Raw genomic sequence first — 16,699 nt, 5'->3', positions numbered from 1 at the left:
ATTAGCCTTTTTTCGCCGGAGCAGCCGCAGCGCTGGAGATCAGCCCTGTCAGTTTCGCTGCCTTGGCAGGGTCCATTTCACTTAAGATCAGCCCCGACTGGCGCGGCGTGAGCTTCATCAATATGGCGGCTGCCACATACACATCGACTTCAGCCAGCCGCGGTGCCGCGGCGTCCGGCTTCATGTTCTTGTAGATGTCGACCAGGTCCTGGCGCGCCGTCTCCATGAAGTCGTTTCGTTTCTTCAACCAGTCCTGATACTCGTTGCGGCGCTCCTCGAGCGCCTTGATGCGAACATCGACATCGGCCTTCAGCTTCTCGAGGTCCTGCTTCTGCATCAGGTAACGGCGGTCACGGGCGGGATCGACGACGTTCGAGCAATATTGCTGGATTTCGTCGATGCTCGCATTTGCGGGCGGGGCCGCAGGCGTGTCATTGGCCATGGCCGAAACGGTTGCCAGCAGCAACGCGGAGGCGGCGAGCCTCCAGGTGGTCCTGCCTGCCTTGATACCGAAAGCTGCCATCACTGCACCACCAGTTCGGCATTCAGCGCGCCCGCGGACTTGATGCCCTGCAGGATGGCGATGACGCCGTCGGGCTTCACGCCGATGCTGTTGAGGCCGGTGACGAGGCTCTTGAGATCGGGGCCATTGAGAATTGCCACGGTGCCGCTCTCAGCGGTGGCCTTGATATCGGTCTGCGGCTGGACGGCCGTCACGCCCTGGCTGAAGGGACTGGGCTGCGAGATCTGCGGCGTTTCGGTGACCTGCACCGTGAGCGTGCCGTAGCTGACGGCGACCTTGGAAACCTTGACGTCGGCGCCGATCACGATCGTGCCGGTGCGCTCGTTGACGACGACCTTGGCCGGCGTATCGGTCTCGACGGCGAGGTTTTCGATATCGGCCATCAGACGGGCAAGGTCGGCCTGCTTCGGCTTGGCGACGGCGACTTCCTGAGAGTCCGTCGCCTCGGCGATCGGCGAGCCGAAACGGGCTTTTGCCCAGGCATTGATGGCGTCGGAAATGCCGACCGCCGTGGTAAAATCGGGGTTGCGAAGCTGCAGGACCAGATTGACGCTGTCCTTGAAACGCGACGGCAAGGGGCGCTCGATGATGGCGCCACCGGGTATGCGGCCGGACGTCGGCACGCCTTGCGTCACGGATGCGGCCGCGCCGTCGGCCGAAAAGCCGGACACGATGACCGAGCCTTGCGCAACGGCGTAGATCTGCCCGTCGGCGCCGGTCAGCGATGTCATGACCAGCGTGCCGCCGCGGAGGTTCGTTGCGTCGCCCATGGAGGACACGGTGATGTCGATGCGGCTGCCGGGGCTGGCGAAGGGCGGAAGCGTTGCCGTGACCATGACAGCCGCGACGTTCTTGGTGCGGCTCTGGCCGCCCTGCGTCGAAATGCCGAGGTTCTGCAGCATGGCGCGCATCGACTGTTCGGTGAACGGCGCGGAGCGAAGGCTGTCGCCGGTGCCCTGCAGGCCCACGACCAGGCCGTAGCCGATCAGCTGGTTGTCGCGGCCGGCCTGCAGCGAGGCGATGTCCTTGATGCGCGAGGTCGCAAACGCAGATTGACCGTCTGCCAGGATCAGGCAGACGGTGAACAGGATGGCTGCAATGTGACGCACAAATTTCATTTAGAAACCACCTGCACAATGCCCGGACTGAGGACGGTTCCGCTGACCGTCAGGCCGGAATCGGCATTGCGGACGCGAATGAGTTCCCCGACGCTGCCGTCCTGAAGCGGCATGCCGAGCGCGGTGATCTGCAGGGTGCCGCTGCTGTAGATCAGCCGGACCTGCTGGCCGTGGGTGACGGCAAAGGGTTCGCGGAGCGCGGAGACACTGATGGCCCGATCGGGAACGAGCGTGCTCTTCGTGATCATGCCGTCGACCTGGGTGAAGTCGGTGGCGTAATCGCCGGCAAAGTTGGGATTGGTCACCTCGACGCGCTTGACCTGACCGGCGTTGATGATCTGGCCGGGGTAGATCACGGCTGTCGGGACCATGGCATAACGCTTGCCGTCTTCCGTCGGACCCGCGAGGGCAGCAAAGGCCGTCGCGAGCACCAGCAGGGAAGCGGAAACAACTGTCTTCATGACATTGCGTTCTTGCAGTCGGCGCATCATGCCCAACCTCCAGATGTTTACCTCAGGTTCTTGCTGACCACGGAAGCCATGTCGTCGGCGGCTTGGATGACCTTGGAATTCATTTCATAGGCGCGCTGGGCCGAGATGAGGTCGGTGATTTCCTTCACCGGGTCCACATTCGAGGCTTCCAGATAATTCTGCTGCAGCTTGCCGAAGCCGGGATCGTTCGGCACGCCAACCGTCGGGTCGCCGGATGCCGCCGTCTGGCGGAACAGGTTGTCACCCATGGCGTCGAGGCCGGCATCGTTGATGAAGGTGGCGATCGTGATCTGGCCGAGCTGGGTCGCGTTGGTGTCGTTGCCGACCATTGCGAAGACCTGTCCGGTGTTGTTGATCGTGATGTTCTTGGCGTCGATCGGAACGGTGATGTTCGGAATGACCTGCGCGCCGGAGAGCGTGACCAGCTGGCCCTGCGCATTCACGTTGAAGGCGCCATCGCGGGTATAGACCGTGCTGCCATCGGCAGCCAGGACCTGAAACCAGCCCTTGCCGACGATCGCGACGTCGAAGGGGTTGCTGGTCGAGGTCAGCTGACCCTGCTCATGCAGATTGCGCACGGCGGCGGTCTTCACGCCGAGACCGATATTGACACCTTCCGGCACGATCGAACCGTTAGCGGCGTTGGAGATGCCGGCCTGACGCTCCGTCTGGTAGAGAAGGTCGGTGAATTCGGCGCGGGCGCGCTTGAAGCCCGTCGTATTGATGTTGGCAATGTTGTTCGAAATGACTTCGAGATTGGTCTGCTGGGCATTCATGCCGGTTGCAGCTATGGAAAGAGCTCTCATCGGCGATCCTCAGATTGGCATTTTGGTGATGTCGAGATAGGCGGAGACGACCTTGTCGCGGATGGCGATGGCGGTCTGCAGCGAGCGGTCGGCATTCATGACGGCATCCACGACCTCGCGGGTCGACGCCTTGCCCTCAACACCCTTGTAAGACATGGTTTCGGCATTCTTCAGATCGCCGAACATATCGTTTGCCGTGTTCTTCAGCACATCGACGAAGCTCGGACCCGCGACCTTGGAGGCATCCTCGACCGCCGACGTCGCCTTGCTGGCGACGCTTGACAGGTTCTGCACCAGCGAGGAAAGGGAAATGGGATCTATCATGACGAGCTCCTCAGCAGGTCTATCGTCGAGCTGATCATGTCGCGCGCCTGCTTGATCGCTTGAAGGTTGGCTTCGTAGCTGCGGTTTGCCTCGCGCATGTCCGCCATTTCGATCAGCGGATTGACGTTGGGCATCTTGACGTAGCCGTCCTTGTTGGCCGCCGGATTGCCGGGGTCGAATTCGAGGTTGAAGGCACTTGTGTCGTCAAAGATCTTCTGGATCTTGACCTCGGGCACGCCGCTCGAGCGGTCTACGTGCTGGGCAAAGCTCACCATCTTTCGGCGATAGGGTTCCGAGCCGGGCGTCTCGCCGGTCGAACGGACGTTGGCGAGGTTTTCCGAGACGATGCGCAGACGCGTCGATTGCGCGTCCATGCCGGATGCGGAAATTCTCAGACTTGCGGAGAGCGGGTCAACGATCATCCTGATTATCTCCTGACGACCATGAGCATCATCTTGTTCAGCGACTTCACCAGACCGGCGTTCAGGTCGTAGTCCTGACGGGCTTCGCTCGCCTTGATCATTTCCTGCGCCAGGCCGACATTGTTGCCCGAGGCGCTGACCTTGCCGGACTTGTCTTCCACCTGCCGGATATTCATCGTCTTCTGGGCTGCATCGGCAAAATGCATCGGATTGGTGGAGGCGAGCGTCACGCCGTCGCTGCCGCGCGACGTCGCCGCATCGAGAAATTCGGTAAAGGGAACGATATCCTTCGCCTTGAAGCCGGGCGTATCGGCATTGGCCACGTTCGTGGAGATCACGCTTTGGCGGACTGACAGCCACTGCGCCTGCTGCGACGCGAGTTGAAAAAACTGTATAGGCTGCATCGCCCGCTCCGTACATTCCAGCTAATCATGGCTATGAGACAGAGGGTAGGCTTCTAAACTTGCGTGGGACTTGCTCTGGCCGGCAATGCCGGGCGGCACGCAGCGCGCCCGGCCCGTCCTCACGGTCAATTCACCCGCAAGGTGTTTCCGTTGGACGTTGTCAGCACCCACTGACCGCCCTGCTGCTCCATCGAGATGAGCTTGCTGTTGTCGGGAAGGAACTCGCCTATCCCGACCATGTATATGCCACTTCCGTCCTCTACCAGCGCGCGTCCGCCGGCGACATGCAGGAGGCGGAAGCTTCCGGCGGCCCCGGGCATCGGCTGGTCGAGACTGCCGGCGTCTGCCCTCGGCTTCTTGCGGTCGGCATCGTCTCCCGGAACCGTCGCGGTGGTGATGTCATCCAGGGCCGGCGGGACCTGCATGGCGAGCCCCGGCGGGCGCTGATTGATGTTGATGCTGGCTGACGGTGAAACGGAAAAGACGGGCTTGGGCGCAAAGACAGGGAGATCGCGCCGCATGTTCTGGACCATCTGTCCGTATTTGGGAGCAAATTGTTCGTAGTTGAAAAAGACATACCAGGGAAAGAAGGCAGCAAACACTGCCAACGCCACGCCGGTCGCGGAAAGCGCCATGTCCACGCGGTCCATGGAGTCGGTCGAACGCGACGGCTCCTTGTGCATCCTGATCGGTTCCCCATCCTCGATCATATGTCAGTTCCTTCGAACGTTGGCCGGTTGTGCCTGCGGCATGGCGGCATTGCGGAGCGCCGCCGCCAGATCGGCAAATGCATCCGGCGAGGGCTGGTCGCCGGGAGACTGCTTGAGCATTTCATAGATGACGGGCACCTGCCGGACGGCCATGTCGACCTCCGGATCGGAGCCCGGGCGATAGCCGCCGATAAGGCGCAGGTCGCTCGTTTCCTCGTATTTGTGGATCAGCGATTTCAGGCGCGACACCAGCTTTTCCTCGTCCGGTGTCCACGCCTTGCGTGCCAGACGGGAAATCGAGGCCAGCGGATTGATCGGCGGATAGCGCCCCTCCTCCGCCAGCGACCGCTCCATGACGATATGGCCGTCGAGAATGCCGCGGGTGGAGTCGGCGATCGGGTCGTTGTGATTGTCGCCATCGACGAGGATCGAGATGATCGCCGTGATGGTGCCCTTGCCTTCTTCGCCGGGTCCTGCTCGTTCGAGAAGGCGCGGCAACTCGGTGAACACGGAGGCCGGATAGCCGCGCGCCACAGGCGGCTCGCCCGAGGCAACCGCGACCTCGCGGATCGCATGAGCAAACCGCGTGACGCTGTCGACGATCAGGAGAACGTTGTCGCCATTGTCGCGAAACTGTTCGGCAATGGTGATGGCTGAGAGCGGGGCCATCTTGCGCAGCATCGGGCTTTCATCACTGGTCGCGACGATGGCCACCGACTTCCGCAGATTGTCGCCGAGCGTATCCTCGATGAATTCGCGCACTTCGCGTCCGCGTTCGCCGACAAGGGCGATCACGACGCGATCGAAGGAGTCGGCGCGCGCCAGCATGGACAGAAGGGTGGACTTGCCGACACCGGAGCCGGCGAAAATCCCGAGGCGCTGGCCGAGGCAGAGCGGCGAGAAGATATCGATCGCCTTCACGCCGGTCTTGAAGCCGCGCTCCACCCGCGAACGCAGCATGGAAGGTGGCGCGTTGGCGGAAATCGGCCGCCGAACCGGGCCCTGAACCAACGGACCGAGACCGTCGATGGGATCGCCCAGCGCATTGATCGTGCGGCCGCACCAGCTCGCGTCGGGTGCGAGACGGAAGGCGCCCTTGCGCAGCACGACATCGCCGATGCCGATAGGTTCGCCCGGTTCGATCGGGCAGACGAAGACGGCTTCCGGCTCGACGCGGACCACCTCGCCGAGGTGTACGCCCGTCGCCGTCGTGTGGCCGACGAAGTCGCCGAGGCGGACCTGCTTGGAAAGTCCGGTAACAGTGTAGTGGCCGGCGGCAATGGTCTTGACCCGGCCGCCCGGCGCCGAAAGCTGCTCGGGCGCGGCATATTGGGCCGCGACGCGCGAAAGCGCTTCAAGCCTTGATGCAGCGCTTCGGTCGGTCGCTTCCACCATCACCCGGCCGCACCCCCACGCAAGGAGCGCGCCTCAGACAGCCGTGTCCGCAGATGATCGGGGTGTGTCGACGGCGACATCATGACCTCGAACCGAGGCTCTTGATGGCTTCTTCGAGCGACGTCTCGTTCTTCTGCATGGTGGCGGAGATGTCTTCGAAATTGCGCTGGACCATGATCAGCCGCGTCATTTCCTGGACCGGATTGGCATTGGACTCCTCGACGAAGCCCTGCACGACGCCGGCATCGATGCGGTCAACCACGGCCTGCGCGCCTGCCGCCGGAATGAAGGCCGAGCCACCAACACGTTGATAGCCATTGTTCATATTGGCTTCGAAAAGCCCGAGCACGGCGGCACGGCGTCCATCCACCTGAATGGAGCCATCATTGCCGAGCGCCACCTTGCCGCCGCTCGTGGCGATCTGAATGGGCGAGCCGCCCGCATCAAGAACCGGATAGCCCTGAACGGTGACCAGGCCGCCATTCGGTGTCAACGAAAACCGGCCGTCACGGGTGAGTGCCGGCCCCGAGGGCGTCTGCACCTGGAAATAGGCATTGCCGCGAATGGCGAAGTCGAGCGAGTTGCCGGTCGGCGTCAGTGCGCCGTTCTTTTCCGACAGGAACTCCTTTCCCGGATCTACATAATGCACATCGGTGCCGCCGCTGCGCTGCAGGACGTCCTGAAACTTGATCTCCGTCGCCCGGAAGCCGACGGTATTCAGGTTGGCCACGTTGTCGGCCAGGGTCGACAGACGCTGTTCGAGCGCGACCTGGGAAGACAGTGACACGTAGATGCCGGTTTCCATGAAGGTTCCAAAATGCGGGAGGATCAGAATGTGCGGCCAATGTGCGGTGCTCGCCTTGCGCGAGGCTTTATCCGCTCCTGCGCATATTCTTCGCATTGCCGTCATAAACGGAAGAAGCCGTCCGCGTGGTCATCTCTGCCAGCCTCACGCAAGGGAAAATTCATACCAGAGTGTTTGAATGTCGCTTTCGACGGGAGTAATTTGGCATGAACATGATCATCGGTCTGGTCGTGACCTTCGGCTGCGTGTTCGGCGGCTACATGGCTGCGGGCGGGCACTTCGGCGTTCTTGTACAGCCGTACGAACTCCTCGAAATCATCGGCGCTGCCGTGGGCGGCTTCATCATCGCCAACCCGATGAAGGTCATCAAGGACACGGGGAAAGCGCTGGGCGAGGCGCTCGGCAACAAGGTTCCCCATGAACGCCACTATCTCGACATGCTCGGCGTGCTCTACGCGCTGATGCGTGACCTGCGCACCAAGTCGCGCAACGAGATCGAAGCGCATATCGACAATCCGGAAGAATCCTCGATCTTCCAGGCTGCCCCGACGGTTCTGGCCAACCACGAACTGACCGCCTTCATCTGCGACTATGTTCGCCTCATCATCATCGGCAATGCGCGAAGCCACGAAATCGAAGCGCTGATGGACGAGGAAATCAACACGATCGAGCACGACAAGCTGAAGCCGCACAACGCGCTCAACGGCATGGGCGACGCCATGCCCGCCATCGGTATCGTCGCGGCCGTTCTGGGTATCATTCACACCATGGGCGCCATCAGCGAGCCGCCGGAAGTGCTCGGCGAACTCATCGCCGCCGCGCTCGTCGGTACATTCGCCGGTATCTTGATCTCATATTGTATTATCCAGCCGATCTCGGCTTCGGTGAAGATGGTTCGCGAAAAGCAGAACCGCCTTTATGTGATCGTCAAGCAGACGCTGCTCGCCTACATGAACGGCTCTGTTCCGCAGGTCGCGCTCGAATACGGCCGCAAGACCATCTCGGCCAAGGAACGTCCGTCGATCGACGCGGTCGAGCAGGAAATGATGAACCCCGGCGGCGGCGGTGACGCGAAGGCGGCATAATGTCTGAAACGGCGGAAACAGTAACTCCTTCTGAAGCCCCCTCCCCGGAGGCACCCAAGGCGTTCGACCCGACGCTGCTCGCCAGGATGACGGGCGAGCTCGGCGACGCGGCGAGCCTTGAACGGATCTGCAGCGAAATCACCGCGGCCTATATCGAATTCCTGCCCGACATCTTCCACAGCGAGACCGGCTACAAGATCGAAATCCGTTTCTCATCCTTGAAGACCGGCCTGAAGGAAGAGCTGCTTGCCGGCCTCGGCGAAACCGTGGCGCTCTGCGACGCTTCGCTGCGCGGATGGTGCCCGGAATTCACCATGGCTTGCGGCAGTGCCTTCGTGATGACGCTGGTGGAGGCCATGCTTGGCGCCCCACCGGAAATGATCGAGCCGCCGTCGGAACGCCTGCTGTCCAAGATCGAACTCGACCTGACGGATATGATCTTCGCCAAGGTCGCCAACGTGCTGCGCACCTCGGTTGCGACCGGCGGCAATTTCGAGCCGGTGATCGGCAATCCTTACAATGCCGGCGACCGCCCGAAGCCTCCGGAGGGCTATCGCGACCCCAACGCGGTGCTGATCAGCTTCATCATCAATCTCGGCAAGACGGAATCGCTGATCCACCTGGCCGTGCCGCAGCGAAATTTCCTGAAGACCAAGGTGACGACGACGAAATCCGCGGCTGCCGGTCGGGCCAAGAAGGAATGGACCGAGCAGATCAAGGAGCAGGTTCAGCGCTCGCAGGTCTCGGTGGAAGCCCGGATCAACCTGCAGCAGCAGACGCTCGGCGTCATCAGCAAGCTGCAGGTCGGCGACGTCATCCCGTTCGAGGACATGGGCGACGTCAAGGTGCAGGTGAATGCCAACGGCAAGGAACTCTATTTCGGCGAATTCGGCCGCAGCGGCGCCCGCTACACGGTGCGCGTGACGGACACCTATTCGACCGAAAGCGACCTGCTCGAGCATCTGATCGGCTGAGGTCCGCGACAGGCCTGAAGCGCTCCGTTTGGACGCCAGGCTCGCCCGCTCACCCGGGCTTTCGGGGTGTTAGAGTCGATCCCGCAACACCCTCGGCAAATTCCCTTCAATCGGTTGGTTTCGAGCAAGCGAAGCAATCGTTTTTAAAGAAGAATCAGCTAAGGATTCTCTATCGCCGCCACGCGACGAAGGCGGATGCGGAACCTTTGGCATGTATGCGCCTGTGGCGGACCTTCCGGTCACGCCTGGCGCAAGTTTGAACTGGAATAAATCGGGCATGGCAAAACAGACGACGAAAACCGGAGAGGCACCCGCCGAGGATGATTTCCTCGCGAATTTCTCGTCTGACGCTGCTCCCGACCTCGATGCCGGGCTGGACGACCAGATCGACAACCTGCGTGGCGTGCTCAAGAGCGACGCCGAGGGCGGATTGCCGGATCTCGGCGAAGGCGGCGGCTTCGATTTCGACGCCTCCGGCGGCGGTGGGATGGGTGATGCGGATCTGTCGCAGTTCGGCGGCGGTTTTGGCGGCGGCATGGATGCCGGCTTCGGCGGCGGCTCGCAGAGCCACACGACGGGCAGCGCGCTGCATTCCAATCTCGACCTGATCATGGACATCCCGATCGACGTGCAGATCGTGCTGGGCAACAGCCACATGCATGTCGCGACGCTGATGAACCTGACCGAGGGCGCCACGATCGCGCTGGACCGCAAGATCGGCGACCCGGTGGAAGTCGTCGTCAACGGCCGGCAGATCGGCCGCGGTGAAATCACGGTTCTCGATGAAGACAATACGCGCTTTGGCATTCGAATGATCGAAGTCAAGGCAATCAAGCGATAGAATACAGGTAGCAGAAACCCATGATGGATTTCGAAGCATTCGAGGAGCAGGTCTCCTACAAGCCGCTGACGCCGCCGGAAAAGGCAGCGGCAGTGCTCCTGTCGATGGGCAAGGGCGTTGCCAGCAAGCTTCTGAAATTCTTCACCCAGCACGAGTTGCAGGTCATCATCCGCGCCGGGCAGAACCTGCGCAGCATTCCGCCGCATGAACTGATCGAACTCACCAACGAATTCGAAGACCTCTTCACCGAGGGCGCTGGCCTGATGGACAACGCCAAGGCGATGGAGAGCATTCTGGAAGAAGGCCTGACGCCGGAAGAGGTCGACAACCTGCTCGGCCGCCGCGCCACCTTCCAGGGGCTCGAAGCGGCTTCCATCTGGGACCAGCTCGGCGAGACCGATCCGGTGTTCGTCGCGAACTTCCTGGAAAAGGAACATCCGCAGACGGGCGCCTACATTCTCTCCATGGTTCCCTCGAGCTTCGGCGCCAAGGTGCTGATGGAACTCAGCGAAGAGCGCCGCGCCGACGTCATCAATCGTACGGTCAACCTGAAGCAGGTCAGCCCGAAGGCCGCCGAGATCATCGAGACCCGCGTCGTCGAAATCATGCGCGCAATGGATGCCGAGAAGAACGCGACCGGCACCGTCAAGGTCGCCGAACTGATGAACGAGCTGGAGAAGGAACAGGTCGAACAGCTGCTCGGTGCGCTGGAATCGCTCAGCAAGGAAGCCGCCGAAAAGGTTCGCCCGCGCATCTTCCTCTTCGAAGACCTTCTCACCATGCCGCAGCGCGGCCGCGTCACGCTGTTCAACGACATCTCGGCCGACGTCATCACCATGGCACTGCGTGGGTCCCCGATGGATATCCGCGAAGCCGTCCTTTCGGCCATCGGCGCACGCCAGCGCCGCATGATCGAGTCGGATCTGGGTTCCGGCACGACGGGCATCAACCCGCGCGACATCGCCGTCGCGCGCCGCTCGATCGCCCAGGAAGCCATTCGCCTTGCGAACAACAACCAGATCGAACTGAAGGAAAAGGGCGAGTCGTCGGCCGCGGCCTGACGCACGCCTTCCCTCAACGTCGCCACGGGCCCATGCGCCTCCGCGTCGACGCTGTTTTTTCGCATGCCGTTCCCGCAAAACCGCTATACAGTTTTGCGCGACATGCTTGAGGGCTGATCCATGGCCGATGATGAAGACAAGGACAGCAAAACAGAAGACCCGACAGAGAAGCGAAAACAGGACGCGCTTGAAGAAGGCAATGTCCCGTTTTCGCGAGAGTTGACGGCCCTTGCCTCGACTGTCGCGATCTATGTCTTTGTCGTATTCTTTGCAGCCGATGGCTCGCTCAGCGTTGCCGGCAGCCTCAAGGACATTTTCGAGCAGGCCGACCAATGGCGGTTCGACGCAAGAACCGACGTGATCTCCCTGTTTTACCGCCTCGCCTGGAACGCCGGCGCCGTGGTGGTCCCTGCCCTTGTGCTCATCATGGGTTTCGGCGTCGCCTCGTCGGTGCTGCAGAACATGCCGAGCCCGGTTCTCGACCGGATCGCACCGAAGCTTTCCCGCATTTCGCTGACCGCCGGAATCGGGCGCCTCTTCAGCCTGCAGACGCTTGTCGAGTTCGGCAAGTCGCTGATCAAGGTCATCGCCGTTTCCATCGTCGTCATCTTTTCCTTGAAGAGCGAGTTTTTCGGCTCGCTGTCGCTGATGTTTTCCGATCCGTCCGTGCTGTTCAAGCGGATGATGGAGGACATGCGGACCATTCTCATCGTCATCCTGTTTGCAACCGCCATCGTCGGCCTGGGCGACTTCTTCTGGACGCGGCGGGAGTGGTTTGAAAACCTGAAGATGACGAAACAGGAAGTGAAGGAAGAGTATAAGCAGGCGCAGGGCGACCCTGTCATGAAGGCCAAGCAGCGCTCCTTCGCCCGCACCCTGCTGCGTCGGCGGATGATGGCGAACGTGCCGCGGGCCACTCTCGTGGTTGCGAACCCGACCCACTATGCGGTCGCGCTGCGTTATGTCCGCGAGGAAAACGAGGCGCCGATCGTCGTTGCCAAGGGTCAGGACCTCATTGCGCTGCGCATTCGCGAGCTTGCCGAACAGAACAACATTCCGGTTTTTGAAGACCCGCCCCTGGCGCGCTCAATGTTTGCGCAAGTCTCGGTGGATAGTGTCATTCCACCGGTGTTTTACAAGGCCGTTGCCGAGCTCATTCACCGCGTCTACTCGAAGCAGAACAAGTCCAGACAAAATATGCGTGGCTAATGAGAAAGAACCCCTTTTCAGAACAGCGCGAGCAAATTCTGGCCGAGGCAATCCGCCCGGTTGCCTCCGAACTGCGACTGGTGGATGCCGCAGATCTGATTTCGCTCCTCAAATTCGAACATTATGGCAGCCTTGCCGATCTCGTGTCTTCGGCTGCAGAGCTGTACTTCCATCCGGGAACCGTCACGCTCGGTGTCGGCGGCAACTATCGGCTTGAATGGGACAGCGAGCCGGAAGTCGAGCTTGATCTGGAGATCAAGCCGCAAGGCGTGACGATCTACGCCAAGCTGGCGCTCAGCAAGAACCACGCCGGCGTCGAAATCAACCATATCGATTTCAAGAACCCGGCTCCCAATCCCGAAGACAATACCGTCTTCCTGCGCAATGCGCTGGCCAGTTCCCGCTATTACACAGGCCAGAAGGCCGCGATGGCCGGCTGATCAGCATCGGGCGGCGTCCGGAACGGTTCCGGACGACCTGGCGTGAGCAGAATATCCGGAATTCCCGTTTTAAACGTTCAGTTGATGTAGCCGAGCCGGATCGCCTTGGCGATCGCCTGGATGCGGTTGACGGAATCGAGCTTGGTGGTTGCCGTGCCGAGATAGGCGTTGACGGTGTGGACCGACAGCGCGAGCTTTTCGGCGATCTCTTCGCTCGTATGCCCGTCGCCCGCCATCTGCAGGCAGGCGATTTCGCGCTCGGAGAGCATTTCGGCCGGCTGGCCACGCCGCTCCTCATATTGCAGTTGCCGTGCCAGCGCGCCCGTCACCTGCATATGCGTCTCGAGGATGGTCTCGCTTGTCAGGTCGAGATAGGCGGAGGTGAAGACCGCAAAGCCATTGCCGGACGCGCCCAGACGCACCGGAAACGCGATGCCGGCAAAAGGCAGGGTGCGGCCGCGCAGCCGCGTCACGAACGTATCGAAATCCACGGTCTCGGAGGTCGAACTCTCTTCACGGCCATTCCAGAGCAGCGGAAGGATCGAGACGTCCAGATGCTCGACCATGGCATCACCATAAAGATCGAGCACCTCTTGCGCGCCGGTTCCGCCCGTCGGAAAGTTGTCGGCCAGGAGCTTGATGGCCCGCTTGGCCGAGATGCCGGATCCGGTGACGCGGTAGACCGCAAAATTTCGAGCGTTCAACTGCCTTTGCAGGGCAGTCATCTGCTGGATCAGGTCCGCGCCCTTGCGACTGCGAACCTTGTGCGCCGCCAACGTGTCCGGCTCGAACCGTTCATGACGTTGTGCCATCAAAATTCCTCGGTTGGATGAGCAGGAGCATGTGCCTCGCCAACGCCTTAGACAAGATTATTCCGGACAGCATACGCGATCGCCTCCGAGCGGTTCTTGGTGGCGGTCTTGCGCATCACGCTTGTGATGTAGTTGTTGATGGTATTCTTGGAAATTCCGAGGATCATGGCAATCTCGTCGCTCGTCTTGCCCTCGGCAATCCAGTAGATGCATTCGAGTTCGCGATCGGTGAGGTCCATGTCACGGTCCATCTGAACCTTGCGCGACGTTCTCATGCTCAGGATATAGCCGGCGAGAAGGCCCGCCTCCATGACGCGCTGGCTCGAATGGGCGGTATCGTCCGGCAGCAGGAAGAGCAGCATGTAGCGCGAGCGACCGGCGTTGAAGACCAGCGAGCAGTATTGACGGCTGACCCCGTCCGGCAGTTCGGCATCGGTGGGAAAGAAGGCGAAGGCCGGCTGCAGCGCCGCCAGGCATTTCTCGAATTCATTGGAGCGATGGTAGCTCGCATGCAGCTCCTCGTCGATCTGGCGCACCAGATCGAAAGGCCAGTTGGAGGCGAGCACGTTGTCCAGCCGCTGGTCGCTGACCATGTCGTAGCGCGCCACGAGATAGGCGTAGGCGCCGCAATAGTCGGTGAGCAGACCGAAGGGAGTGGAGAGCCTGAGGTCGTCGGTCGCCCGTGCAAGGCGCGTCACGAGGAACTCCCGGCTCATCATGCGCCGGGCCCCTTCGGATCGGTCAGCCGCGTGACCGACGGAAGTGACATCCCAATGACTCATTACATCCCCGTGCCCCTAGAAAGGCAGTGTGTCCAACGCGCCGGGCACACCTTGCCACCCGGTCGGATCGAATCATCCGAGTGTATCGCTAGCGGTGACGGGGGGACACACCGAAAATATACGGTAGATGGACTTTCACCAGCATGTTGCATGCGAATTCAAAGAATGCGTCAGCTTATCGCAGAAAGGAAACAGGGCGTTAAGCCGCCCTGTCCACTGCCCATTTGCGGAGGATCTTGGCCGCCCGCTCTTCGCTGATCTCGACCATGCGGGCGAGGCGCCGTTCCGGCCCTTCCTTGACCCGCCGATTGAAGCCGCCCTCCGACTCGTCGCCGGCAGTCAGCAAGTCTTCGGTGCTGTCGAAACCGAAGTCGGAGCCGAAGCCCTCCATGAGGGTGGCGCCGGGGCCGTCGACACCCGAGGGTGCGAAGTCCGGCAGTTCGAGGCCGAGCGAATCCGACTGGCCTTCGATCACGCCGCCCGGCGCGCCGGCAGCACCGGCCACGACAAGACCCGTGCCCATCGACTTGGCGAGCGGACGGAAGCCGAGCCAGACGATCAGGAAGGCAACGACGATGAAGGCGAGCGAATTGATGATGCCTGCAAGGTTGCGCGACAGGATTTCCATGATCCCGGGGCCGGAGGCGGCCGCATCGGCGATCAGCTGGTTCTCGAGGAAGTCCATGACCGTGACGTTGATCTCGTCGCCGCGCTTGGGATCAATCCCGGCGGCCGCAGTGACGACCTTCTGCATCTCGGCCACATAGGCGTCGATCTTGGCCTGATCGACCGGCTCGCCGACGAGCTTGGCAACGCGGGCTTTGTTGACGACCACGGCGACGGAGAGCTTTTCGACGGAGTAGCTGTTGCGAACCGTCGAGACCGTCTTGCTGTTGATCTCGTAGTTGGTCGTCTCTTCCTTCTTGTCCTGCTCTTCATTCTGCGAGGGGCCGCCCTTGTTGGAGCCGGCGGCCGTGCCCTGCGGAATGTTCTGCTGCACCGTGGTCGCGCTGTTGTTGTCGGTCTGCTGCGACTTCTGGTTCTCCTTGGTCGCGCGGACGGAGCGCTCGACCTTGGAGTCGGGATCGAAGGTGGTTTCCTGGGTCTGCTGGGCGTCCGTGTTCAGCTTTGCAACGACGCTGGCGCGGAAGTTGTCGATGCCGAGGAAGGGCGAGAGCGCCTTGTCGATATTGGTCTCGATCTGCGACTGGACCTGCAGCTCGGTGTTGAGCGAGCGGTTGGCGGCCGTGTTCGAGTAGTCGTCGCCGGAGGCGAGCAGCTGGCCGCTGGAATCGAGGATTGTCACGTCATCGGGGCTGAGGCCCGGAACGGACGAGGCCACCAGGTGGCGGATGGACATGGCGGCCTTGCGGCCTGCCTGTGCGCCGGCGCGCACCATGACGGAGGCGGTCGGCTTCTGCGTGCCTTCGCGGAACGAACCCTGGTCGGCGAGAACGATGTGGACGCGGGCGGCGGAGATGCCCTGGATCTGCTGGATCGTGCGGGCGATTTCACCTTCGAGCGCGCGAACCTTGGTGATTTGCTGCATGAAGGAGGTGAGGCCGAGCGAGCCGACCTTGTCGAACAGCTCGTAGCCGGAATTGGCGCTGTTGGGCAGGCCCTGCTCGGCGAGCATCAGACGCGCCTGCGCGGTCTGGCCGACCTTGACCTTGATGCTCGTGCCATCCGTGCCCTGTTCGAAGGCAATGCCGGCACCGGCAAGCGCCAGGCTGATCTGGCTCACGTCGCTGGCGTCGAGGCCGACGTAGAGCGTCTCCATGGACGGTCTGTTGAGGTAATAGGTTGCGCCGAGGATCAGTGCGATCGTGAGTACGCCGACACCGGCGAGCGCCGCAAGCCGCCCGGGGCCCAGCCCCGCAAGGTTCTTGCCGATCGCCAAAAGCTGATTCAACAGATTCATTCTGTTCCGCACCGTCATCATGAACTTCGGGCAGGAGAGCATCGACCGGCAGGGCCGGTGCGGATTTCCCCTGCTGCCGCGCGAAAGGGATTCGCACCGCAGCATTTAGCCGTGGTTCAAGAGTAGGAATCGAAACTTGCGCGAACTTGTCGGGTGGCCGAAGGCATCCCGAGTACTAGCGACTCAGAAGAATTCGAAGTCGCCCGAAGCCTTGTTGATCGGCTGCGAATGACCGTGGCGAGCCGCGGCATTGCTCAATGCCTTCTGCATGTCTGCCAGCTTGACGAGGCTGAGAGCAACCGTGGTGTCGACCAGCCAGTTTTCCGGGATTCCGGAGGTGATGGTGTCGATGAATTCGGCGAGCCCCCGCGTCTTTTGCACCGCAAGATCGATACCCTGCAGCACCTTGATGCGATCGGCCTCGTTGAGCACGCCCGGGTGCTCGGTATTGGAGATCGTCGGCTCGATGCGTTCGATCAGATAGGCGACGTCATGGAGCTCCGACACGATCCGCATCAGGACCTCCGGAAGGGCTTCGTCTACTTGCATCTGGGCCATTTCCTTATCGAGACGCAT

At 61.6% G+C, this 16,699-nt stretch carries 20 protein-coding genes; 6 read left to right on the top strand and 14 right to left on the bottom strand.

Annotated features, from left to right (window positions below; genetic code table 11):
• Position 1: 1 nt before the first annotated feature.
• The 10 genes from LQK84_RS06990 to flgF all read right to left on the bottom strand — a co-directional run bounded on the left by LQK84_RS06990 (position 2) and on the right by flgF (position 6,998).
• The gene (locus tag LQK84_RS06990) at positions 2–523 is read right to left on the bottom strand and encodes a MotE family protein (RefSeq protein ID WP_230827975.1); all 522 of its coding nucleotides are present in this window, start codon (positions 521–523) and stop codon (positions 2–4) included.
• On the bottom strand, positions 523–1,641 hold the full coding sequence (locus LQK84_RS06985; RefSeq protein WP_230827974.1) for a flagellar basal body P-ring protein FlgI: 1,119 nt from the start codon (positions 1,639–1,641) through the stop codon (positions 523–525). Before LQK84_RS06985 ends, LQK84_RS06990 begins: the two co-directional genes overlap by 1 nt.
• Complete coding sequence (flgA, locus tag LQK84_RS06980) at positions 1,638–2,129, bottom strand: flagellar basal body P-ring formation chaperone FlgA (protein WP_442966927.1); 492 nt, start codon at positions 2,127–2,129, stop codon at positions 1,638–1,640. Before flgA ends, LQK84_RS06985 begins: the two co-directional genes overlap by 4 nt.
• Before the next feature lie 20 nt (positions 2,130–2,149).
• Entirely contained in the window at positions 2,150–2,938 is a 789-nt protein-coding gene (gene flgG / locus LQK84_RS06975; RefSeq protein WP_230827972.1) for a flagellar basal-body rod protein FlgG, read from the bottom strand.
• 9 nt (positions 2,939–2,947) lie between these two features.
• Positions 2,948–3,262 carry a flagellar hook-basal body complex protein FliE gene (locus LQK84_RS06970; RefSeq protein WP_230827971.1) on the bottom strand — a complete coding sequence of 105 codons (315 nt, stop codon included), beginning with the start codon at positions 3,260–3,262 and terminating at the stop codon, positions 2,948–2,950.
• Positions 3,259–3,684, bottom strand: coding sequence for a flagellar basal body rod protein FlgC (flgC, locus tag LQK84_RS06965; RefSeq protein WP_230827970.1), 426 nt, complete (start codon positions 3,682–3,684; stop codon positions 3,259–3,261). Before flgC ends, LQK84_RS06970 begins: the two co-directional genes overlap by 4 nt.
• A 5-nt stretch (positions 3,685–3,689) precedes the next feature.
• Entirely contained in the window at positions 3,690–4,088 is a 399-nt protein-coding gene (gene flgB / locus LQK84_RS06960; RefSeq protein ID WP_230827969.1) for a flagellar basal body rod protein FlgB, read from the bottom strand.
• A gap of 125 nt (positions 4,089–4,213) precedes the next feature.
• Entirely contained in the window at positions 4,214–4,798 is a 585-nt protein-coding gene (locus LQK84_RS06955; RefSeq protein WP_230827968.1) for a hypothetical protein, read from the bottom strand.
• Positions 4,799–4,801: 3 nt separating this feature from the next.
• Positions 4,802–6,193, bottom strand: a complete 1,392-nt coding sequence (gene fliI / locus LQK84_RS06950; protein WP_230827967.1) for a flagellar protein export ATPase FliI — start codon at positions 6,191–6,193, stop codon at positions 4,802–4,804.
• Positions 6,194–6,272: 79 nt separating this feature from the next.
• Positions 6,273–6,998, bottom strand: a complete 726-nt coding sequence (flgF, locus tag LQK84_RS06945) for a flagellar basal-body rod protein FlgF (RefSeq protein ID WP_230827966.1) — start codon at positions 6,996–6,998, stop codon at positions 6,273–6,275.
• A gap of 206 nt (positions 6,999–7,204) precedes the next feature.
• On the opposite strand from flgF, the gene motA reads away from it, so the two are divergent.
• The 6 genes from motA to LQK84_RS06915 all read left to right on the top strand — a co-directional run bounded on the left by motA (position 7,205) and on the right by LQK84_RS06915 (position 12,608).
• The gene (gene motA, locus LQK84_RS06940) at positions 7,205–8,083 is read left to right on the top strand and encodes a flagellar motor stator protein MotA (protein ID WP_230827965.1); all 879 of its coding nucleotides are present in this window, start codon (positions 7,205–7,207) and stop codon (positions 8,081–8,083) included.
• Positions 8,083–9,057 carry a FliM/FliN family flagellar motor switch protein gene (locus LQK84_RS06935; RefSeq protein WP_230827964.1) on the top strand — a complete coding sequence of 325 codons (975 nt, stop codon included), beginning with the start codon at positions 8,083–8,085 and terminating at the stop codon, positions 9,055–9,057. Before motA ends, LQK84_RS06935 begins: the two co-directional genes overlap by 1 nt.
• 277 nt (positions 9,058–9,334) lie before the next feature.
• Positions 9,335–9,898, top strand: coding sequence for a flagellar motor switch protein FliN (gene fliN, locus LQK84_RS06930; protein WP_230827963.1), 564 nt, complete (start codon positions 9,335–9,337; stop codon positions 9,896–9,898).
• A 20-nt stretch (positions 9,899–9,918) separates the two neighbouring features.
• Positions 9,919–10,959 (top strand): flagellar motor switch protein FliG, encoded by a 1,041-nt coding sequence (locus LQK84_RS06925; RefSeq protein WP_230827962.1) that lies wholly within the window; start codon positions 9,919–9,921, stop codon positions 10,957–10,959.
• 120 nt (positions 10,960–11,079) lie between these two features.
• Positions 11,080–12,168, top strand: a complete 1,089-nt coding sequence (flhB, locus tag LQK84_RS06920; RefSeq protein ID WP_230827961.1) for a flagellar biosynthesis protein FlhB — start codon at positions 11,080–11,082, stop codon at positions 12,166–12,168.
• A complete protein-coding gene (locus LQK84_RS06915; protein ID WP_230827960.1) occupies positions 12,168–12,608 on the top strand; it encodes a hypothetical protein in 441 nt (146 codons plus the stop codon). Before flhB ends, LQK84_RS06915 begins: the two co-directional genes overlap by 1 nt.
• Positions 12,609–12,685: 77 nt before the next feature.
• Here LQK84_RS06915 and visR read toward each other — a convergent pair whose 3' ends face one another.
• The 4 genes from visR to cheT form a co-directional block, all read right to left on the bottom strand.
• Positions 12,686–13,420, bottom strand: a complete 735-nt coding sequence (gene visR, locus LQK84_RS06910) for a transcriptional regulator VisR (RefSeq protein ID WP_230827959.1) — start codon at positions 13,418–13,420, stop codon at positions 12,686–12,688.
• A gap of 47 nt (positions 13,421–13,467) precedes the next feature.
• Complete coding sequence (gene visN, locus LQK84_RS06905) at positions 13,468–14,202, bottom strand: transcriptional regulator VisN (protein ID WP_442966906.1); 735 nt, start codon at positions 14,200–14,202, stop codon at positions 13,468–13,470.
• 199 nt (positions 14,203–14,401) lie between these two features.
• Positions 14,402–16,123 (bottom strand): flagellar basal-body MS-ring/collar protein FliF, encoded by a 1,722-nt coding sequence (gene fliF, locus LQK84_RS06900; protein ID WP_230827957.1) that lies wholly within the window; start codon positions 16,121–16,123, stop codon positions 14,402–14,404.
• 183 nt (positions 16,124–16,306) lie between these two features.
• Positions 16,307–16,699, bottom strand: a complete 393-nt coding sequence (gene cheT, locus LQK84_RS06895; protein ID WP_230827956.1) for a chemotaxis protein CheT — start codon at positions 16,697–16,699, stop codon at positions 16,307–16,309.

Origin of the sequence: Rhizobium sp. C4, assembly GCF_021026315.1 — a bacterium.
Classification (GTDB): Bacteria; Pseudomonadota; Alphaproteobacteria; order Rhizobiales; family Rhizobiaceae; genus Ensifer_A.
Note: the sequence above shows the minus strand (reverse complement) of the source record. Positions and strands in the feature narration are given on the sequence as shown.